Below are 17218 nucleotides of genomic sequence, written 5' to 3'. Positions count from 1 at the left end.
CGGCGCGGCGCCAGCCCGCGGGAATGGTCATCTCGGCGGCGTAGGCGTCCCAGGCGTCACCCGCCAGCAGCGCCTGCAGCGGCCGCCCGGCGGCGCGCGACCAGGCCGGCAGGTGGTGCGCCGTCCAGGGCGCCACTTCGGCGGCCGCGATCAGCAGCGGCGCCTGCAGGGTGTCCCAGACGGGCTCGCCCGTCGGGCCGGCGCCCTGGCGGTAGACCGCCAGATAGACTTCGTTCATGCGGGCGTCCAGCGCCACCACGATGGCGTCGTCCGGCCCGCCGCCCGCCTGGGCGGCCACGGCCTGATGCGAGACCACCGGCAATACCGGGATGCCCAGGCCCATGGCCATGCCCTGGGCCACGCCGCAGGCCACGCGCAGCCCGGTGAAGCCGCCCGGCCCCTGGCCGAACGCCACCGCCTGCAGGGCGTCAGGCGCCAGGCCGGCCTCGGCCAGCAGTTCATTGGCCATCGGCAAGAGGCGTTCCGCGTGCTCCTGGGAGCCCTCGTGTTCGCGGACGGCGACCTCCAGCCGCCCGTCGGAGACGCGCAAAAGGGCCACGCCGCACCGCGACGAAGAGGTTTCCAGAGCCAGCAGGTTTAGTTCCATAGATGCAGATTGTACGAAATGCCGGGGGATTCCCCCCGTATGTAAGGGGGATTTCAACCATGGTTCGCAATGTGTAATATCTTGTGAACGCCCACTAGCCGCTGGTTCTTGTCACTGTTACATTTCCGGCCATGAACACGCAAAACACCACCCCCACCCGAAAAATCCTCGTCGTCGACGATGATCCGCGCTTGCGCGATTTGCTGCGTCGGTATCTGTCCGAGCAGGGATTCAACGTTTTCGTTGCCGAAGACGCCAAAGAGATGGGCAAACTCTGGCAACGCGAGCACTTCGACCTGCTCGTGCTGGATCTGATGCTGCCCGGCGAAGATGGCCTGTCCATCTGCCGCCGGCTGCGCGGTGGCCACGACAATACTCCCATCATCATGCTGACGGCCAAGGCGGAAGAAATCGACCGCATCGTCGGCCTGGAGATGGGCGCGGACGACTACCTGTCCAAACCGTTCAATCCCCGTGAGCTGCTGGCCCGGATCAACGCGATCCTGCGCCGCCGCGGCACCGAGGAACATCCCGGCGCCCCCAGCCAGGAAAACGAATCCATCGCCTTCGGCCCCTACGTGCTGAACCTGTCGACCCGCACGCTCACGCGCAACGGCGAACAGGTGCCCATCACGACCGGCGAATTCTCGGTGCTCAAGGTGTTTGCCCGCCACCCGAAGATTCCGCTGTCGCGCGACAAGCTCATGGAACTGGCCCGCGGCCGCGAATACGAAGCCTTCGACCGCAGCCTCGACGTGCAGATCTCGCGCCTGCGCAAGCTGATCGAGCCGAATCCGTCCAAGCCCGTATTCATCCAGACCGTCTGGGGTCTCGGATACGTGTTTGTGCCGGACGGTGGTAGTTGATCGATACGCCCGCCCCGGGCAGGAGCGCAGCCTCGTGCCCCGCTTGCGCAAAACCTTCAGGAACCTGACTTCACGTCTGCGGCTTGGCTTGTTCGGCCGCACGTTCCTGCTGCTGGCCGCCTTGATGCTGGTCAGTCTTGGGGCGTGGCTACAAGTCTTCTTCAGCATGGAGCTGGGACCGCGCGCCAATCAGATGGCGCAGCGGGTGATCACGGCCGTCAATATCACGCGCACCGCGCTGATCTATTCCCATAACGGCGAACGCAGCAAGCTCCTGCTCGACCTGGCCACCAATGAAGGCATCCAGGTCTATCCGCGCGAGGTCACCGACTTCGCCGAAGCCCTTCCCGACGACGATTACTGGCAGCGCGTGGCGCAGCACATCCGCACGCGCTTCGGCCCGGAAACCCAGATCGCCTGGGGCGTGAACCAGGTGCCCGGATTCTGGGTCAGCTTCCAGATCGAAAAGGATCTTTACTGGCTGGTGTTCGAGCGCGAGCAGATCGGACTGACCGGCGGCATCGAATGGCTGGGATGGGGCGCCACGGCGCTACTGCTGTCCCTGGTGGGCGCGGCGGTCAGCGTCGGCTTTGTCAACCGGCCGCTGTCGCGGCTGGCGCGCGCGGCCCAGGTGCTGTCGCGCGGCGAGACCCCGGCGCCCCTGCCCGAGCAGGGCCCGCTGGAGATCCGCGACCTGAACGCCTCGTTCAACCGCATGGCCAAGGACTTGCGGCAGGCCGAGGCCGACCGCGAGCTGATGCTGGCGGGCATTTCCCATGACCTGCGAACGCCGCTGGCGCGCATGCGCCTGGAAATCGAACTGAGCGGCGTGTCGGAAGACGCGCGCCAGGCGATCGACGAGGACCTCGGCCAGATCGACCACAGCATCGGCCAGCTGATGGAGTACGCCCGTCCCGCCGGCACCCTGCCGCAACTGGCCACCGACATTTCCGCCGTGCTGGCCGAGCTGTACGAGCGCGAGCGCAGCCACACCTCGTCGCTGGGCGGCGAGCTGGACGCCACGCTCGAACCCGGCCTGCGCGCCCGCATCACCGCGCTGGACCTGAAGCGCATCGTCAGCAACCTGATCGAGAACGCGCGCCGCTATGGCCGCTCGACCGACGGCATGGCCCATCTGGTCATGACACTGCAAGCTGAGGGCGGCATGATCGTGATCGAGGTGTCCGACCGCGGTCCCGGCATCGCCCCCGAGGACGTCGACCGCCTGTTGCGTCCCTTCTCGCGCGGCGAAGCCGCCCGCACCGGCGTCAGCGGCGCCGGCCTGGGCCTGGCGATCGTCGAACGCCTGCTCAAGCACGTCGGCGGCGCCCTGCGCATGCTGCCGCGCGAGGGCGGCGGACTGACCGCCCGCATAGAGTTGCCCAAAGCGAAGTTTAGGAATTATCAATTAGACAACGATAATCCATAGCGTAGAATTTATGGTTTGAGGCACCGCCTTAATTCCACCAACAACTACTGGGAGTAAACATGAAAACTGTTGGCGACAAACTCGAGCCCTTCAAGGTTACCGGCGTCAAGCCCGGCTTCAACCAGCACGAAGAAAACGGCGTCTCGGCTTTCGAAGACATCACCGAAAGCTCGTTCCCCGGCAAGTGGAAGGTGATCTACTTCTACCCGAAGGACTTCACGTTCGTGTGCCCGACCGAAATCGTCGGCTTCAACAAGCTGGCCAAGGATTTCGAAGACCGCGACGCCGTCCTGCTGGGTGGCTCGAGCGACAACGAATTCGTCAAGCTGGCCTGGCGCCGTGAGCACCCGGACCTGAACAAGCTGGGTCACTACCAGTTCGGCGACACCACCGGCGCCCTGATCGACCAGCTGGGCGTGCGTGAAAAGGGCGCTGGCGTTGCCCTGCGCGCCACCTTCATCGTCGACCCGGACAACACGATCCAGCACGTTTCGGTGAACAACCTGAACGTCGGCCGTAACCCGGAAGAAGTCCTGCGTCTGCTCGACGGTCTGCAGACCGACGAGCTGTGCCCGTGCAACCGTACGGTTGGCGGCGCCACGCTGTAATTTCCAGCCCGGCCGGGGACCTGTCCGCAGGTCCTTCGCCGGGCTTTAACTGCGCTAGATTATAGGTAAAAACTATGGAATTTCTGACGACCATTAAGGAACAGCTGCCGGATTGGGCCAAGGACATCCGCCTGAATCTGGACGCCGTGATCGCCCGCTCGACCCTGGCCCCGGAAGACGCCGTCGGCGCCGCCCTGTCGGCCGCCTACGCCGCGCGCAGCCCGGTGCTGGTCGAAGCCTTCAAGAGCGGCCTGTCGGAAGCCGACGCCAATGCCGCGCTGACCGCCTCGGCGCTGATGGGCATGAACAACACCTGGTACCCGTATGTCGAGATGACCGGCGACGCCCAGCTCAAGAGCCTGCCGGCCCAGCTGCGCATGAACGCCTACGCCACCCATGGCGGCGTCGACAAGAAGCGCTTCGAGCTGTTCGCGCTGGTGGCTTCGATCATCGGCAAGTGCCACTTCTGCGTCGCCTCGCACTACGAGAACCTGAAGAAGGACGGCCTGTCGACGGAACAGCTGCGCGATGCCGGCCGCATCGCCTCCGTGGTCAATGCCGCCGCCCTGGCGCTGGCCGCCCAGGGCAAGTAAGCCCCGGCTGACGAAAAAAAACCCGCCTGCGCGAGCAGGCGGGTTTTTTATTGGGCGCGTGGCGCCGCGGCGCTTATTTGTCCTGGGCGGTCTTGACCTTCACCATCGGCAGGCCGTTGGCGACCCAGGCCTCGATCCCGCCGCGGTACCAGTAGGCCGGCCAGCCCAGCGTGCCGGCGCGCAGCGCGGCGTTGTAGGACGAGCGGTCGTTCATGCTGGCGCCCACGAACACCAGGGGAACGTTATGTTCCTTTTCGGTGCCCGTCTTCTTGTGCAGCCAGCCGTCGAAGGCGTTCTGCATCTGGTCTGCGACGCTGCCGTCCGAGCCCGCGTCGATCAGCGGGAAGGCATCGGGCAGCGTCTCGTTCGAGCCGCTGGTGTCGATCACCAGCAGGTTCTTTTCGTTCTTGTACAGGGCCACCAGGTCGCGCGTCGTGATGACCTTGGCGCGCGGGTGGCTGCTCGGCGTCGGGCCCTTGTAGGGCGACGAGAACAGCAAGGTGGTCGGCGGCACGCCGAGGTCGCGCAGTTCGTCGAAGCCGCCGCTGGGCGCGGCGCCGCCGGATTGCTGACGCGGCTGTTGCTGCGGTTGCTGCTGCGGCTGTTGCTGTTGCTGTTGGGGCGCGGCCGCGCCGCCCTGCTTGGGTTCGCCGCCGACCGTGCCCATCTCGATGTCGGACACCATCACCGCGATATTCTCGATCAGCTCGTAGCACATGGTGATCGTGCCTTCGCGCGGGCTGTACCAGGCGTTGAGCTTGCCGCAATCCTTGAACACCACATTGACCGGCCGCGGCAGGACGTAGGTCTTGCCCAGTTCCTTGATGTTGTTGCCGATCGGCTGGGACAGGTTGATGGCGAACAGGTTGCCGACGCGGCGCGACGACGGCTCGAACACCACGTTGACCGGCGCGCCGGGCGCGTTGGCCGGCTGCTCGCCGTCCGGCGTCCAGGCGCCGACGCGGGTGTGGGGCGCCAGGATCCTGCGCCAGGCGCGGTTCTGCTTGGAGTACTCATCCGCGCAGCGCGCCTTGGTCCGGTCCTCGAAGCCGACCTGCTGGACCAGGGATTCGAACACGCCGGGGTTGCCGCCGTACATGATGCACAGCATGTTGCGAAAGCGCTTGAGGTCGCCGGTGTGCTCGTCCTGCCAGGGCGAGTTGCCCGCGCCCTTGGCTTCGGCCAGCTTGCCGCTGTAGTACCACTGCAGCGCGGCGTAGGTCGCGCCGCCGTTAACCATGGCGTTGGCTTCCTTGTCCTTGGACGGGTACATGGTCGGCTCGACGATCTGCAGCGCCGAATAGATGTCGACCGCGTCTTCCTCGGCGCCGGTCGACGGCAATTCGAGTTCGCCGATCAGGGCATGGCCGAACTCGTGCAGGAAGATGCTGCGCATGATGCCGGCATAGACCGACACCATGCGCACGGTATCGCCACCGAAGGTCGGCAGCGGTCCGGAACCCGGCACGCCGCTGTTCGCGCCGGATTGCGGCTGTTGCTGGGGCGCGCGCGGCGGCTGCTGCTGGGGCGCCCCGCCCTGTTGCGGCGCGCCGCCGGCCGGCTTGTTGGAATTCAGGCTCGAATTGATGGTGAAGTCGGCGATCCCGAAGGTGCCGACGTCATACGCCATGATGCCCAGTTCGGAACCCAGCGCCGGCTCGTCTTCGATGTCGCCGATCTTCTGGCCGTTGACGATGAAGCGCGCCGCGCCCGGGACTTCGACGACCTTGATGCGGTCGGAGCCGTCCAGCTTGGCCACGTTGGGCACGTTGGCGATATCGCGGCGCTTGTCGCCGTTCAGACAGAACAGGATGGTCTGCTTGGCGGCCGTGAGTTCGAGCAGGCAAAGGGCCTTGCGCGCGCGGTTGTTCAGCACCAGGCCGATCGAGGCCTTGGGGTTGGTCGAGTTCAGGACCACGTTGACGTCGGTGATGCGGCCGCTTTCCGGCGCCTCGCCCACGTTGAGATACAGCGTCTGTTCGCTGCCGGCGGCCGCCCGGTTGCGCAAGGTGAACCAGCCATCCTCGACGCCCGCGGTCCAGCCCTGCAGCATCTGGGATCGGACAGCCCCGGAAAGCGGGCCGAGCTGCTGCTCGAATTCTGCATGTGCAGGCGAACCAAAGGCGACCAGGGCCAAAAACAAGGCAGCGCCACGTACATGCATTTCTAGTGTCCCTATTATCCAGACGTTAAGTAGCGGCAGAGTATTCCAGTTCAAATGCACCCGCAAGACGAAAGCAGGCGGCGTTTCCGGCGCCGACGGCCGAAATCACGCGCAATCCCGCCAAACCTCAGCAAGGGCGCGGCTCGCGGCTTTTTTTGCGTTTTGTTAATTTATTATGGACATGTATCCGTACGAATATCCGTGCGAATAAAACAACGCATGCGCGCAAAAACAATGGCGCGGAGAAATCCGCGCCATGCGTTCAAAAACGGGTTGGCCTGGCGGCTGTCAGGTCCGCGCCAGCAATGTCACCACGGTCGCCGCGATGCCTTCCTTGCGCCCCAGGTAACCCAGGCCTTCGTTGGTCTTGGCCTTGATGTTGACCTCGGTTTCGGCCAGGCCGGTGTCGGCCGCGATGTTCCTGACCATGGCCGGCGCATGCGGGCCGATCTTGGGCGCCTGCGCATGCAGGGTCGCGTCGATGTTCACCGGCGTCCAGCCGGCCTGGCGCACCCGCGCCATGGCCTCGCGCAAGAGCACGCGGCTGTCCGCGCCCTTGAAGGCCGGATCGGTGTCGGGGAAATGGCGGCCGATGTCGCCGAGGCCGGCCGCGCCCAGCAGGGCGTCGGTGATCGCGTGCAGCAGCACATCGGCGTCGGAATGACCCAGCAGGCCGTGGCTGTGGGGAATGGTCACGCCGCCGATGATCAGCGGCCGGCCCTCGACCAGCGCATGCACGTCAAAACCCTGTCCAACGCGGAAAGGAATACTCATAGCCATTTTTCCATCAGTTCGAAATCGTCCGGCCAGGTCACTTTGAAATTGCGCATCGCGCCGGGCACCAGCAGCGGCGCGTAGCCGGCGGCCTCGATCGCCGAGGCCTCGTCGGTCACCGCCACGCCGTTCACCGCGGCGGCCGTCAGCGCGTCGCGCAGGGCGCCGGCGCGGAACATCTGCGGCGTCTGCGCCAGCCACAGGCCGTTGCGGTCGAGCGTGCGCTCGACCCGCTCGTGGCCACCCTTGACGGTGTCGGCCACCGGCAGCGCCAGCAGGCCGCCGACCGGATCCGCCAGGCAGGCGTCGATCAGGCGCGCCAGCGCCGCGGCCGGCAGGCCGGGGCGGGCCGCGTCGTGCACCAGCACCCAGGTATCGTCGGAGACGCCGCTGTCGGCCAGCGCCCCCGCCACGGTATCGGCGCGGGTGGCGCCGCCGCAGGCGCGCCAGACGGTGCGGGGCAGGCCGGCCACGGCCTGGTCGACCCAGCCGTCGCCCGGCGTCACCGCCACCCGCACCTGCGACACGCGGTCGTCGGCGAGCAAAGCGGCCACCGCGTGGCGCAGCATGGGCTGTCCGGCCAACGGACGGTATTGTTTGGGCACGCTCTCGGCGCCGGGGCGGCTGGCGCGGGCGCCGACGCCGGCGGCGGGAACGATGGCAATGATTGAGTCAGACATGGTTCGGTGATTTTATAATCTTCCGCTTGATGCCTGCTCCCAGCCTGATGCCCGCTCCCACCTCCTCCGCCACGGCAGCGCCGCCCGTTCCCGCGACCGCCCCCACCCTTGCCGCGCTCAAAGCCGGCGCGCGCTATGCGCAGCCTCGCCCGCCGGGCTCCGGCGACGCCTGGCTGCTGGCCGACCTGGCCCGGCAGGCGGCCGCGCCGCTGGTGGTGCTGACCGCCGAGCCGCTCGAAGCCCAGCGCCTGGCCGAGGAAATCGCGCTGTTCGCGCCCGGCCTGCGCGTGCGCCAGCTGCCCGACTGGGAAACGCTGCCGTACGACGCCTTCTCGCCGCACCAGGATCTGATCTCCGAGCGCCTGCACACCCTGCATTCGCTGATGATGAAGACGGTGGACGTGCTGACGGTGCCGGTCACCACCGCGCTGTACCGGCTGGCGCCGCCCTCCTTCCTGGCGGCCTACACCTTCTCCTTCAAGCAGAAGGACAAGCTCAACGAGGCGGCGCTGCGCGCGCAGCTGACGCTGGCGAACTACAACCACGTCACCCAGGTCACCGCGCCCGGCGAGTTCTGTCTGCGCGGCGGCCTGATCGACCTGTTCCCGATGGGATCGGCGCTGCCCTACCGGCTGGACCTGTTCGATGACGAGATCGAGACCATCCGCAGCTTCGACGTCGACACCCAGCGCAGCCTGTATCCGGTGCGCGAGGTGCAGCTGCTGCCGGGCCGCGAGTTTCCGATGGACGAGGACTCGCGCAACCGCTTCCGCGCGCGCTTCCGCGAAGAGTTCGAAGGCGATCCCTCGCGCGCCCTGCCCTACAAGGACATCGGCAACGGCATCCCCTTCGCCGGGGTCGAGTACTACCTGCCGCTGTTCTTCGACGAAACCGCGACGCTGTTCGACTACCTGGCGGAAGGCACCATCACCGTCACCGTCGGCGACATCGACGACGCCATGATGCGTTTCAGCCAGGACACCGGCAGCCGCTACGGCTTCCTCAAGAGCGACCGCGAGCGCCCGGTGCTGCCGCCGTCCGCGCTGTTCCTGGACGAACAGGCGCTGTACGCCCGCCTGAAGGATTTCCGCCGCCTGGCGCTGGCCGCCGGCCAGCCGCACCCCGACTTTCGCGCCGCGCCCGACGTCAGCGTGGCGCGCCGCGCCGAGGACCCGATCGCCAAGCTGCGCACGCATGTCGGCAAGCCGCAAGGCCGCGTGCTGCTGTGCGCCGACTCGGCCGGCCGCCGCGAGACGCTGGTGCAGATGCTCAACGAGTTCGGCGTCACGCCCGACGCGCAGCCGGACAGCATCGAGGCTTTCCTGGCCTCCGACGCCCACTTCGGCATCGTCGCCGCGCCACTGGCCACCGGCTTCGAACTGCCGCAGGCCAACCTGGCGTTCCTGACCGAGAACGACCTCTATCCGGGGCTGACCAGCACCGGCCGGCGCGGCAAGCGCGACCAGGAGCGTGCCAGCAACGTCGAAGCGATGGTGCGCGACCTGTCCGAACTGCGCGCCGGCGACCCCGTGGTGCACGCGCAGCACGGCATCGGCCGCTACCACGGCCTGGTCAACATGGACATGGGCGAAGGCGAGATGGAGTTCCTGCATCTCGAATACGCCAACGGCAGCACGCTGTATGTGCCGGTATCGCAACTGCACGTGATCGCCCGCTACAGCGGCGCCGATCCGGAAGCCGCGCCGCTGCACCAGCTGGGCTCGGGCCAGTGGGACAAGGCGCGCCGCAAGGCCGCCAGGCAGGTGCGCGACACCGCCGCCGAACTGCTGGCGCTGTATGCGCAGCGCGCCGCGCGCGAGGGCTTCGCCTTCAACCTGCCGCTCAACGACTACCAGGCCTTCGCCGAAGGCTTCGGCTTCGAGGAGACCGCTGACCAGGCCGCCGCCATCGAGGCCGTGATCGCCGACATGACCTCGGGCCGCCCGATGGACCGCCTGGTGTGCGGCGACGTCGGCTTCGGCAAGACCGAGGTGGCGCTGCGCGCCGCGTTCCTGGCCGTGGCCAACGGCAAGCAGGTCGCCCTGCTCTGCCCCACCACGCTGCTGGCCGAACAGCATGCGCAGACCTTCTCCGACCGCTTCGCCGACTGGCCGGTGCGGGTGGTGGAGCTGTCGCGCTTCCGCTCGGCCAAGGAAGTGTCCGCGGCCATCGAGGGCATCAACGACGGCCGCGTCGACATCGTCATCGGCACCCACAAGATCCTGTCCAAGGACGTGAAGTTCAAGCGCCTCGGGCTGGTCATCATCGACGAGGAACACCGCTTCGGCGTGCGCCAGAAGGAGGCGCTCAAGGCGCTGCGCGCCGAGGTCGACGTGCTGACGCTGACGGCCACGCCGATCCCGCGCACGCTCGGCATGTCGCTGGAAGGCATCCGCGATTTTTCGGTCATCGCCACGGCGCCGCAAAAGCGGCTGGCCATCAAGACCTTCGTGCGGCGCGAAGACGGCAGCACGCTGCGCGAAGCGCTGCTGCGCGAGCTCAAGCGCGGCGGCCAATGCTACTTCCTGCACAACGAGGTCGAGACCATCCACAACCGCCGCGCCCGCCTCGAAGAGCTGGTGCCCGAGGCCCGCATCGCGGTGGCCCACGGCCAGATGCCCGAGCGCGAGCTGGAACAGGTGATGAAGGGCTTCTACCAGCAGCGCTACAACGTGCTGCTGTGCACCACCATCATCGAGACCGGTATCGACGTGCCCAGCGCCAACACCATCGTGATCCACCGCGCCGACCGTTTCGGCCTGGCGCAGCTGCACCAGCTGCGCGGCCGCGTCGGCCGTTCGCACCACCAGGCCTACGCCTACCTGCTGACGCCGGGCGAGGACGCCATCACCAGCAACGCCAAGAAGCGGCTGGAGGCGATCCAGGCCATGGAGGAACTGGGCTCGGGCTTCTACCTGGCCATGCACGACCTGGAGATCCGCGGCACCGGCGAGGTGCTGGGCGACTCGCAGTCCGGCAACATCCAGGAAGTGGGCTTCTCGATGTACAACGAGATGCTGAACGAGGCGGTGCGCGCCCTGCGCGCCGGCGAGGAGCCGGACCTGGACGCGCCCTTCAACCTCGCCTGCGAGGTCAACCTGCATGCGCCGGCGCTGCTGCCGTCCGACTACTGCGCCGACGTGCACGCGCGCCTGAGCGTCTACAAGCGCCTGGCCCACGCCGCCGATGAAGACGACCTGATCCAGATCCAGGAAGAACTGATCGACCGCTTCGGCAAGCTGCCCGAAGCGGCGCAGACGCTGCTGACCACGCACCGCCTGCGCCTGGCCGCGCAACCGCTGGGCATCGTCAAGATCGACGCCAGCGAAACCCAGGCGCTGCTGCAGTTCGGCCCCAAGACCAGCGTCGATCCGGCGAAAATCATCGAGCTGGTGCAGCGACAACGCCACATCAAACTCGCCGGACAGGATAAATTGCGGGTTGAGATCAAGGCCGCGCAGATCCCGGCCCGCGCCGACGCCGTGCGCGCCGTGCTGCGCGCCTTGAAGTAACCCGCCCCGACCTTCGCATTTTTATGACTATCCATCACCTCGTCGTTCAATCCCCCGGCCTGACGGTCGAACACGCCGAACAGATCGCCGCCCTGGCGCAGGCGCAGGGCGTGGCCCGCATCAGCGCCACCGCGGCCCGCCTGCTCGACGTGCAGCACGATGACGCGACCCGCGCCCAGGTGGTGTCGTGGGCCGAGCGCCACGGCGTCGATACCGCCTTCGTGCCGGCCGGCCTGAAGCTGTCGCACTGCAAGGTGCTGGCGATGGACATGGACTCGACGCTCATCAACATCGAGTGCATCGACGAGATCGCCGGCGTGGCGGGCGTCAAGGACAAGGTCTCGGAGATCACCGAGGCGGCGATGCGCGGCGAGATCAAGGACTTCTCCGACAGCCTGCGCCGCCGCGTCGCGCTGCTCAAGGACGTGCCGGCCGAGGCCCTGGAGCAGGTCTACACCGAGAAGCTGCGCCTGAACCCGGGCGCCGAGCGCCTGATCACCACCGCCCAGGCGGCCGGCATCAAGGTGCTGCTGGTGTCGGGCGGCTTCACTTTCTTCACCGACCGCCTGCGCGAGCGCCTGCGGCTGGACAGCGCCCACGCCAATACGCTGGAGATCGACAACGGCGTGCTGACGGGCCGCGTGCTCGGCGACATCCTGGACGCCGACGCCAAGGCCGTGTACCTGCGCGAGTTCGCCCGCACCCATGGCGCGACCAAGGAACAGATCATCGCCATGGGCGATGGCGCCAACGACCTGAAGATGCTGGGCGCCGCCGGCTTCCCGGTGGCCTACCACGCCAAGCCGCTGGTGCGGCAGCAGACGCGCTACGCGCTGAACGTCTCTGGCCTGGACGGCGTGCTGAACTGGTTCGAAAGCTGATCGCGCCGCATCCGCCCAAGAAAAAAGCCACCGTCGAGGTGGCTTTTTCTTGGGCTGAACCCGCCCGGGAACCGCATGCGCGGCGCCCGGACTCGCGAATCAATAGCGCATGTTCACGCTCAGGATCGCCGAGCGGCCCGGCGCGATGTTGGCGTAGTGCGCCGGATAGGCCTTGTCGTAGTAGGTCTTGTCGAACAGGTTGAAGACGTTCAGCTGCACGTTCCAGTTCTTGTTGAAGCGGTAGCCGGCCATCGCGTCGAAGCGCCAGTACGACGGAATGTAGGTGGTGTTGGTGGTGTTGCCGTACTGCTTGCCCACGTAATAGGCGCCGCCGCCCAGCGTGAAGTCCGGCGTCACCGCGTAGGTCGACCACAGGCTGAAGCTGTTCTCGGGCGTGTTGGGGAAATCGTTGCCCTCGTCGGCGCCCGAACCGTCCTTGAGCTTGCTCTTCATGAACGTGTAGCCGCCGAACACCTGCCAGGCCGGCGTGATGCTGCCCGAGAAACCCAGCTCCAGGCCGTTCACTTCCTTCTTGCCGGCCATGGCGTAGTCGCCGGACGGCAGCGTGACGCGGGCGTTGGTGGTCTCGGTGCGGAACAGCGCGGCCGTCAGCGTCATGCGGCGGTCGAGCACATCCCACTTGGTGCCGATCTCGTAGGTCTTGTTCTTTTCCGGCGCCATGTCGGCCGCGTTCAGGCCGACGTTGCCGCGACCCGGCGTCAGGGCCAGGCTTTCGCTGCCTTCGCCCAGCGTGGCGTTGGACGGCGTCGACGAGGTCGCGTACGACACGTACACGCTGCCGTTGTCGGTCGGCTTGAACACCAGGCCCAGCTGGTAGTTCAGCAGCGTGTCGTCGCGCTTGATGACCTGGTAGTTGTTGGCCGGGGTATTGGTGAACTTGGTCTCGTAGCGGTCCAGGCGCAGGCCGCCGTTGACCAGCCATTGCGGCGACAGTTCAACGGTGTCGAAAGCGTAGATCGACTTGGTGATGGTGCGCGAGCGGGTCGGCTGGCCGAGGCGGTCGCCGTCCAGCGTGTTGACCCAGGGATCGTGCGGATCCGGGTCGTACAGGCTGGTGCAGTTGTAGTTCGATGCCGCGCCCAGTGCATTGCACGCGTTCGCCGGGCCCGAGCCCGAGCCGCGGTTGACCGCCAGCGTGTCCTTCTTGCCTTCTTCCTTGGACAGCTCGATGCCGACGTTAAAGCTGTGCTTGAGCGAGCCGGTCTCGAACTTGCCCGTCAGCTCGGTCTGGTTGGCCAGACTGTCGACGCGGCTGGCGCGGGTGTTGGCGCGGCGCCAGACGCGGCCGTTGAGCACGTTGCCCTGGCTGTCGTCGGGCTGCGTCCAGACGTAGTCCTGGGTCGAGTAGGTGTAGCGCGTCATGTTGCGCAGGGTCAGGCGGTTCGAGAAATCGTGCTCGATGCCGATCGTGCCCATGTCGGACGTGGTCTTGCGGTAGTCGCTGGACAGGCCGTAGAAGTTGTTGCGGTTGACGCTGGCCGGGCCGGTTTCCGTGACGCCCATGTAGCTGCCGTTGCGCTGCACCTTGGTGCTCGGGTAGGCGTACGGGATGCCGCTGTCGGGCAGGTCGTCCGACTGCATGTGGTAGTAGCTCAGCGTCACGCGGGTCGGCGTGTTGACGCCGAAGGTGATGGTGGGCGCCACGCCCCAGCGGCTGTTGTTGACCATGTCGCGGCCGGCCACGTCGGCGTCATGGTACATGGCGTTCAGGCGGAAGGCGGTCTTCTCGCCCAGCAGCCAGTTGCTGTCGATCGTGCCGCGATAGTAGTTGTCGGTGCCGATGCCCAGGCTGGCCGCGGTGAAGTTCTCGGCCTTGGCCGTCTTGCTGATCAGGTTGATGCTGCCGCCGGCGCCGCCACGGCCGCCAAAGGCGCCGTCGGAGCCCTTGATGACCTCGATCTGCTCCAGGTTGAACACTTCGCGCGAGGTCGCGCCGATGTCGCGCATGCCATCCACGTAGGTGCTGGCCTGGGCGTCGTAGCCGCGGATGATCGGACGGTCGCCGAGCGGATTGCCGCCCTCGCCCGCGCCGAACGTGATGCCGGGCGAGTTGCGCAGCGCTTCCGTCAGGGTGGAGGCGGCCTGGTTCTGGATCACTTCCTGCGGGATCACCTGCACCGATTTGGGCGTGTCCAGCAAGGGCGCGGTGAACTTGGTGGAGGCGGAATCCTTGACGTCGTACGGCACCAGCGTGTCGCCCTGCACCTGCACGGGCGATAACTGCGTCACGCCCTGGCCGCCCGATTGCGCCTGCGCGCCGGATGCCAGGAACAGCGCCGGGGTCGCCAGCACCGCGGCCAGCGATCCGCTGAGCGAGGTGACGGCAAAAGTGTCTTCGGATTTCAACGCTTTCTCCAGAATATGAATAACAACGATTCTTGTTTTTTTGAAGGTTGCGATTCTGGACGCCGAACCTGAAAGGTTCCTGAAAGAAAGGTGAATACCTCGTAAAGTCGGGAAAAAAACAACACAAGTTAAGTAAACATTCGCGATATATAACAACTCATAACGCGGGTATTCCCTGAATAAAAACTGAACCATTGCGCCGTGCCGCGTCGACAGCCTCCCGGCGTTCTCAAGGCTCGCCCGTCAACGTCCCCGCCCGACGGCTCCATGAAAAAAAGGCCACCTCGAAAGGTGGCCTTCTTCATGCCGCGCGCCGATCAGTAGCGCACTTTCACCGACAGCAAGGCCGCCCGCCCCGTGCCGAGCGCGGCATGGTTGCTCGGCCTGGCCCGCGTGTAGAACGTCTCGTCGAACACGTTCAACACATTGAGCTGGACCGAGAGATTCGGGCTGAAGCGGTACTTGGCCATGGCGTCGAAGCGCCAGTACGACGGCACCCAGCGCGTCTTGGGCGCGCCGTGGGCATCGACATCCGTATTCGTGTTGCCGTAGACCTTGTCGACGTAATAGGCGCCCGCGCCCAGCGTCAGTTCAGGCAGCACCTTGTAGGAGGTCCAGAGGCTGAATGCGTTGCGCGGCGTGTTCGGCAGGTCCCGGCCCTCGGCGCCGATATCCTTGCGGCCGCCCCGGATCAGCTTGCTGTCCAGGAAGGTGTAGCCGCCATAGACGTTCCAGGCGGGCGTGATGGCACCCGAGAAACCCAGTTCGATCCCGCGCACCCGGGTCTCGCCCGCCTGCTCGTACTCGTTCGGCATCACCTCGATGTTGGTGTGCTTGCGCGTGTCCTGGAACACCGCGCCCGAGAGCGTCAGGCGTTCGTCCAGCACCTGCCATTTGACGCCCGCCTCGACCGAGCGGCTCTTTTCCGGCGCCGCCGCCTCGTCCGAGCTTTTCCTCAGGATGTCGGACGCCGTGGCGCCCGCCACCGCGGACGGCGTCGACGACGTGCCATAGGAGGCGTAGAGCGTGCCTTCGGGCACCGGCTTGTACGCCAGGCCCAGCTGATAGTTCAGCAGATTGTCGGTGCGGCGGTAGCCCTGCTCTTTCTTGTCGTGGCCGCTGGCGCGGTAGTTATCCCAGCGCAGGCCGACGCTGGCCTGCCACTGCTCGTCGAACTTGAGCGTGTCGAAGCCGTACAGCGCCAGCGTGTCGGTGGCATAGGGCGCCGGCCAGCTGCGGACGGTGCGGCACGGATAGGACACGCTCGGATCGGGATCGCGCAGCGAGGTCTGCGCCAGGTCGGCCGGGCATTTGGTGACGCCATCCGACGCCAGGACCTGGTCGTTGTTGTAGGCCATGGTCTGCTCGACGCTGGTGTATTCGAAACCCAGGTCGAAGCCATGCTTGACGCCGCCCGACTCGAACTCGCCGCTCAGGTCGGTCTGGTTCGCGAAGGCCTTGGTGGTGTAGTACCTGCCATAGGCCGGCCGGTTCACGATCCCCGCGGGCAGGTTGGCGAGCGTGAGGTCGGGTTGGGTGGCCAGATAGTCGGCGGTCTCGTGGCCATATCGCACCACGCTGCGCAGCTTGAGCCTGTCGGAGAAATCATGCTGGAAATCGACCGTGGCCAGGTCATCGCGCGTCTTCATGAAATCGCGCCCGGCCAGGCCATAGAAGTTCTTGCGGCTGATGCCCAGGGTCTCCGTCACCGGCAGGCCCACTCGCGGGTCATAGGGGATGGAGTAATCCGGCATGCTGTCGTTCTGGTAGTGGTAGTAGCTGAGCGTGATACGGGTTGGCGTGCCCATGCCCAGCGCCAGCGACGGCGCCACGCCCCAGCGCTCGAAGTCCACCGCCTTGTCACGGCCCGGCACATCGCCCTTGTTGCCCATGACGTTCAGACGGAAGGCCGACTTCTCGCCCAGCCGCCAGTTGCTGTCGAGCGTGCCCCGGTAGTTACTGTCGGTGCCGATCTGGCCCGTGACCTCGATGGCGTCCTTGGCCTTGGGCGCCTTGCTGACCAGGTTGATGCTGCCGCCCGCGCCGCCGCGGCCGGCGTAGACCGAATCGGGGCCCTTGATGATCTCGACCTGTTCCAGGTTGAAGGTGTCGCGCGCCTGCATGCTGACGTCGCGCATGCCGTCCAGGAACAGGCTGCTGGCGGCGTTCTGGCCGCGGATGACGGGCAGGTCGCCGCCGGCGCGTCCGCCTTCGCCCGCGGCGAAGGTGATGCCCGGCGAGTTCTGCAGCACGTCCTGCAGCGAGGTCGCGGACTGGTCGGAGATGACCTGCTTGGGCACCACCTGCACCGAGCGCGGCGTATCCAGCAGCGGCGCGGTCATCTTGGACGACTGCACGCTGTCCGGCTGGTAGGGCGAGGCCTCGCCCTCCACCTGCACCGGCGCCAGCTGGGGAATGTGGCTGGCGCCCGCTTGCGCCATCGCATAGGGACTGGCGAACAGCGCGGGCATCGCCACGGCGGCGGCCAGCGACCCGGCCAGTGAATTCAGCGCGCATGCATCTTCGCGTTTCACGATCAAGCCCTCCAGGTTGTGAATGACAACCATTTCTGTTTATGAAAGGTTGCGATTCTGAACGGGAAAGCCGATCGGGTTCAGTTCGACGAGGGAAATCGGACGCGGTAACGCGGAAATGCCGTGATTTGACGATATTTCGCCACGGAATCGGCAATCAGCGGAGACACCGAGGCATCAAAGCAAAACGCCCCTTGCGGGGC

At 66.4% G+C, this 17218-nt stretch carries 12 protein-coding genes; 6 read left to right on the top strand and 6 right to left on the bottom strand.

From position 1 onward, the window contains the following. On the bottom strand, nt 1-607 hold a 607-nt coding region (gene tsaB, locus H0523_RS01830; protein ID WP_180179998.1), incomplete at its 3' end, for a tRNA (adenosine(37)-N6)-threonylcarbamoyltransferase complex dimerization subunit type 1 TsaB. Nucleotides 608-738: 131 nt separating this feature from the next. Here tsaB and risA point away from each other — a divergent pair. The 4 genes from risA (at nt 739) to H0523_RS01810 (ending at nt 4103) form a co-directional block, all read left to right on the top strand. Further along, on the top strand, nt 739-1473 hold the full coding sequence (gene risA, locus H0523_RS01825) for a response regulator transcription factor RisA (RefSeq protein WP_003813882.1): 735 nt from the start codon (nt 739-741) through the stop codon (nt 1471-1473). Between the two features lie 34 nt (nt 1474-1507). Next, nucleotides 1508-2902 carry a sensor histidine kinase RisS gene (gene risS / locus H0523_RS01820; protein ID WP_006389232.1) on the top strand — a complete coding sequence of 465 codons (1395 nt, stop codon included), beginning with the start codon at nt 1508-1510 and terminating at the stop codon, nt 2900-2902. Between the two features lie 59 nt (nt 2903-2961). Next, the gene (locus H0523_RS01815; protein WP_006389231.1) at nt 2962-3510 is read left to right on the top strand and encodes a peroxiredoxin; all 549 of its coding nucleotides are present in this window, start codon (nt 2962-2964) and stop codon (nt 3508-3510) included. A gap of 74 nt (nt 3511-3584) precedes the next feature. Then, nucleotides 3585-4103, top strand: a complete 519-nt coding sequence (locus H0523_RS01810; RefSeq protein WP_025137075.1) for a carboxymuconolactone decarboxylase family protein — start codon at nt 3585-3587, stop codon at nt 4101-4103. A gap of 73 nt (nt 4104-4176) precedes the next feature. Here H0523_RS01810 and H0523_RS01805 read toward each other — a convergent pair whose 3' ends face one another. From H0523_RS01805 to ispD, 3 genes are all read right to left on the bottom strand, one after another. Continuing rightward, entirely contained in the window at nt 4177-6156 is a 1980-nt protein-coding gene (locus H0523_RS01805; RefSeq protein WP_082404360.1) for a DUF4344 domain-containing metallopeptidase, read from the bottom strand. 399 nt (nt 6157-6555) lie between these two features. After that, nucleotides 6556-7041, bottom strand: a complete 486-nt coding sequence (gene ispF, locus H0523_RS01800; RefSeq protein ID WP_054429642.1) for a 2-C-methyl-D-erythritol 2,4-cyclodiphosphate synthase — start codon at nt 7039-7041, stop codon at nt 6556-6558. Then, nucleotides 7038-7721 carry a 2-C-methyl-D-erythritol 4-phosphate cytidylyltransferase gene (ispD, locus tag H0523_RS01795; protein ID WP_054429643.1) on the bottom strand — a complete coding sequence of 228 codons (684 nt, stop codon included), beginning with the start codon at nt 7719-7721 and terminating at the stop codon, nt 7038-7040. The genes ispF and ispD overlap by 4 nt, the downstream gene beginning before the upstream one ends. Before the next feature lie 29 nt (nt 7722-7750). On the opposite strand from ispD, the gene mfd reads away from it, so the two are divergent. Next, nucleotides 7751-11233 (top strand): transcription-repair coupling factor, encoded by a 3483-nt coding sequence (gene mfd / locus H0523_RS01790; RefSeq protein ID WP_082385495.1) that lies wholly within the window; start codon nt 7751-7753, stop codon nt 11231-11233. 23 nt (nt 11234-11256) lie between these two features. After that, on the top strand, nt 11257-12114 hold the full coding sequence (serB, locus tag H0523_RS01785; protein WP_054429644.1) for a phosphoserine phosphatase SerB: 858 nt from the start codon (nt 11257-11259) through the stop codon (nt 12112-12114). A 99-nt stretch (nt 12115-12213) separates the two neighbouring features. On the opposite strand, the gene H0523_RS01780 is transcribed toward serB, so the two are convergent. Both H0523_RS01780 and H0523_RS01775 read right to left on the bottom strand, forming a co-directional pair. After that, complete coding sequence (locus tag H0523_RS01780) at nt 12214-14481, bottom strand: TonB-dependent receptor (RefSeq protein ID WP_054429645.1); 2268 nt, start codon at nt 14479-14481, stop codon at nt 12214-12216. A gap of 317 nt (nt 14482-14798) precedes the next feature. After that, complete coding sequence (locus H0523_RS01775) at nt 14799-17048, bottom strand: TonB-dependent receptor (protein WP_054429646.1); 2250 nt, start codon at nt 17046-17048, stop codon at nt 14799-14801. Nucleotides 17049-17218: the final 170 nt, after the last annotated feature.

It is taken from the genome of Achromobacter insuavis (genome assembly GCF_902859645.1).
In the GTDB taxonomy this organism is placed as follows: domain Bacteria; phylum Pseudomonadota; class Gammaproteobacteria; order Burkholderiales; family Burkholderiaceae_B; genus Achromobacter; species Achromobacter insuavis.
This window is presented reverse-complemented; position numbering and strand designations above follow the sequence as displayed.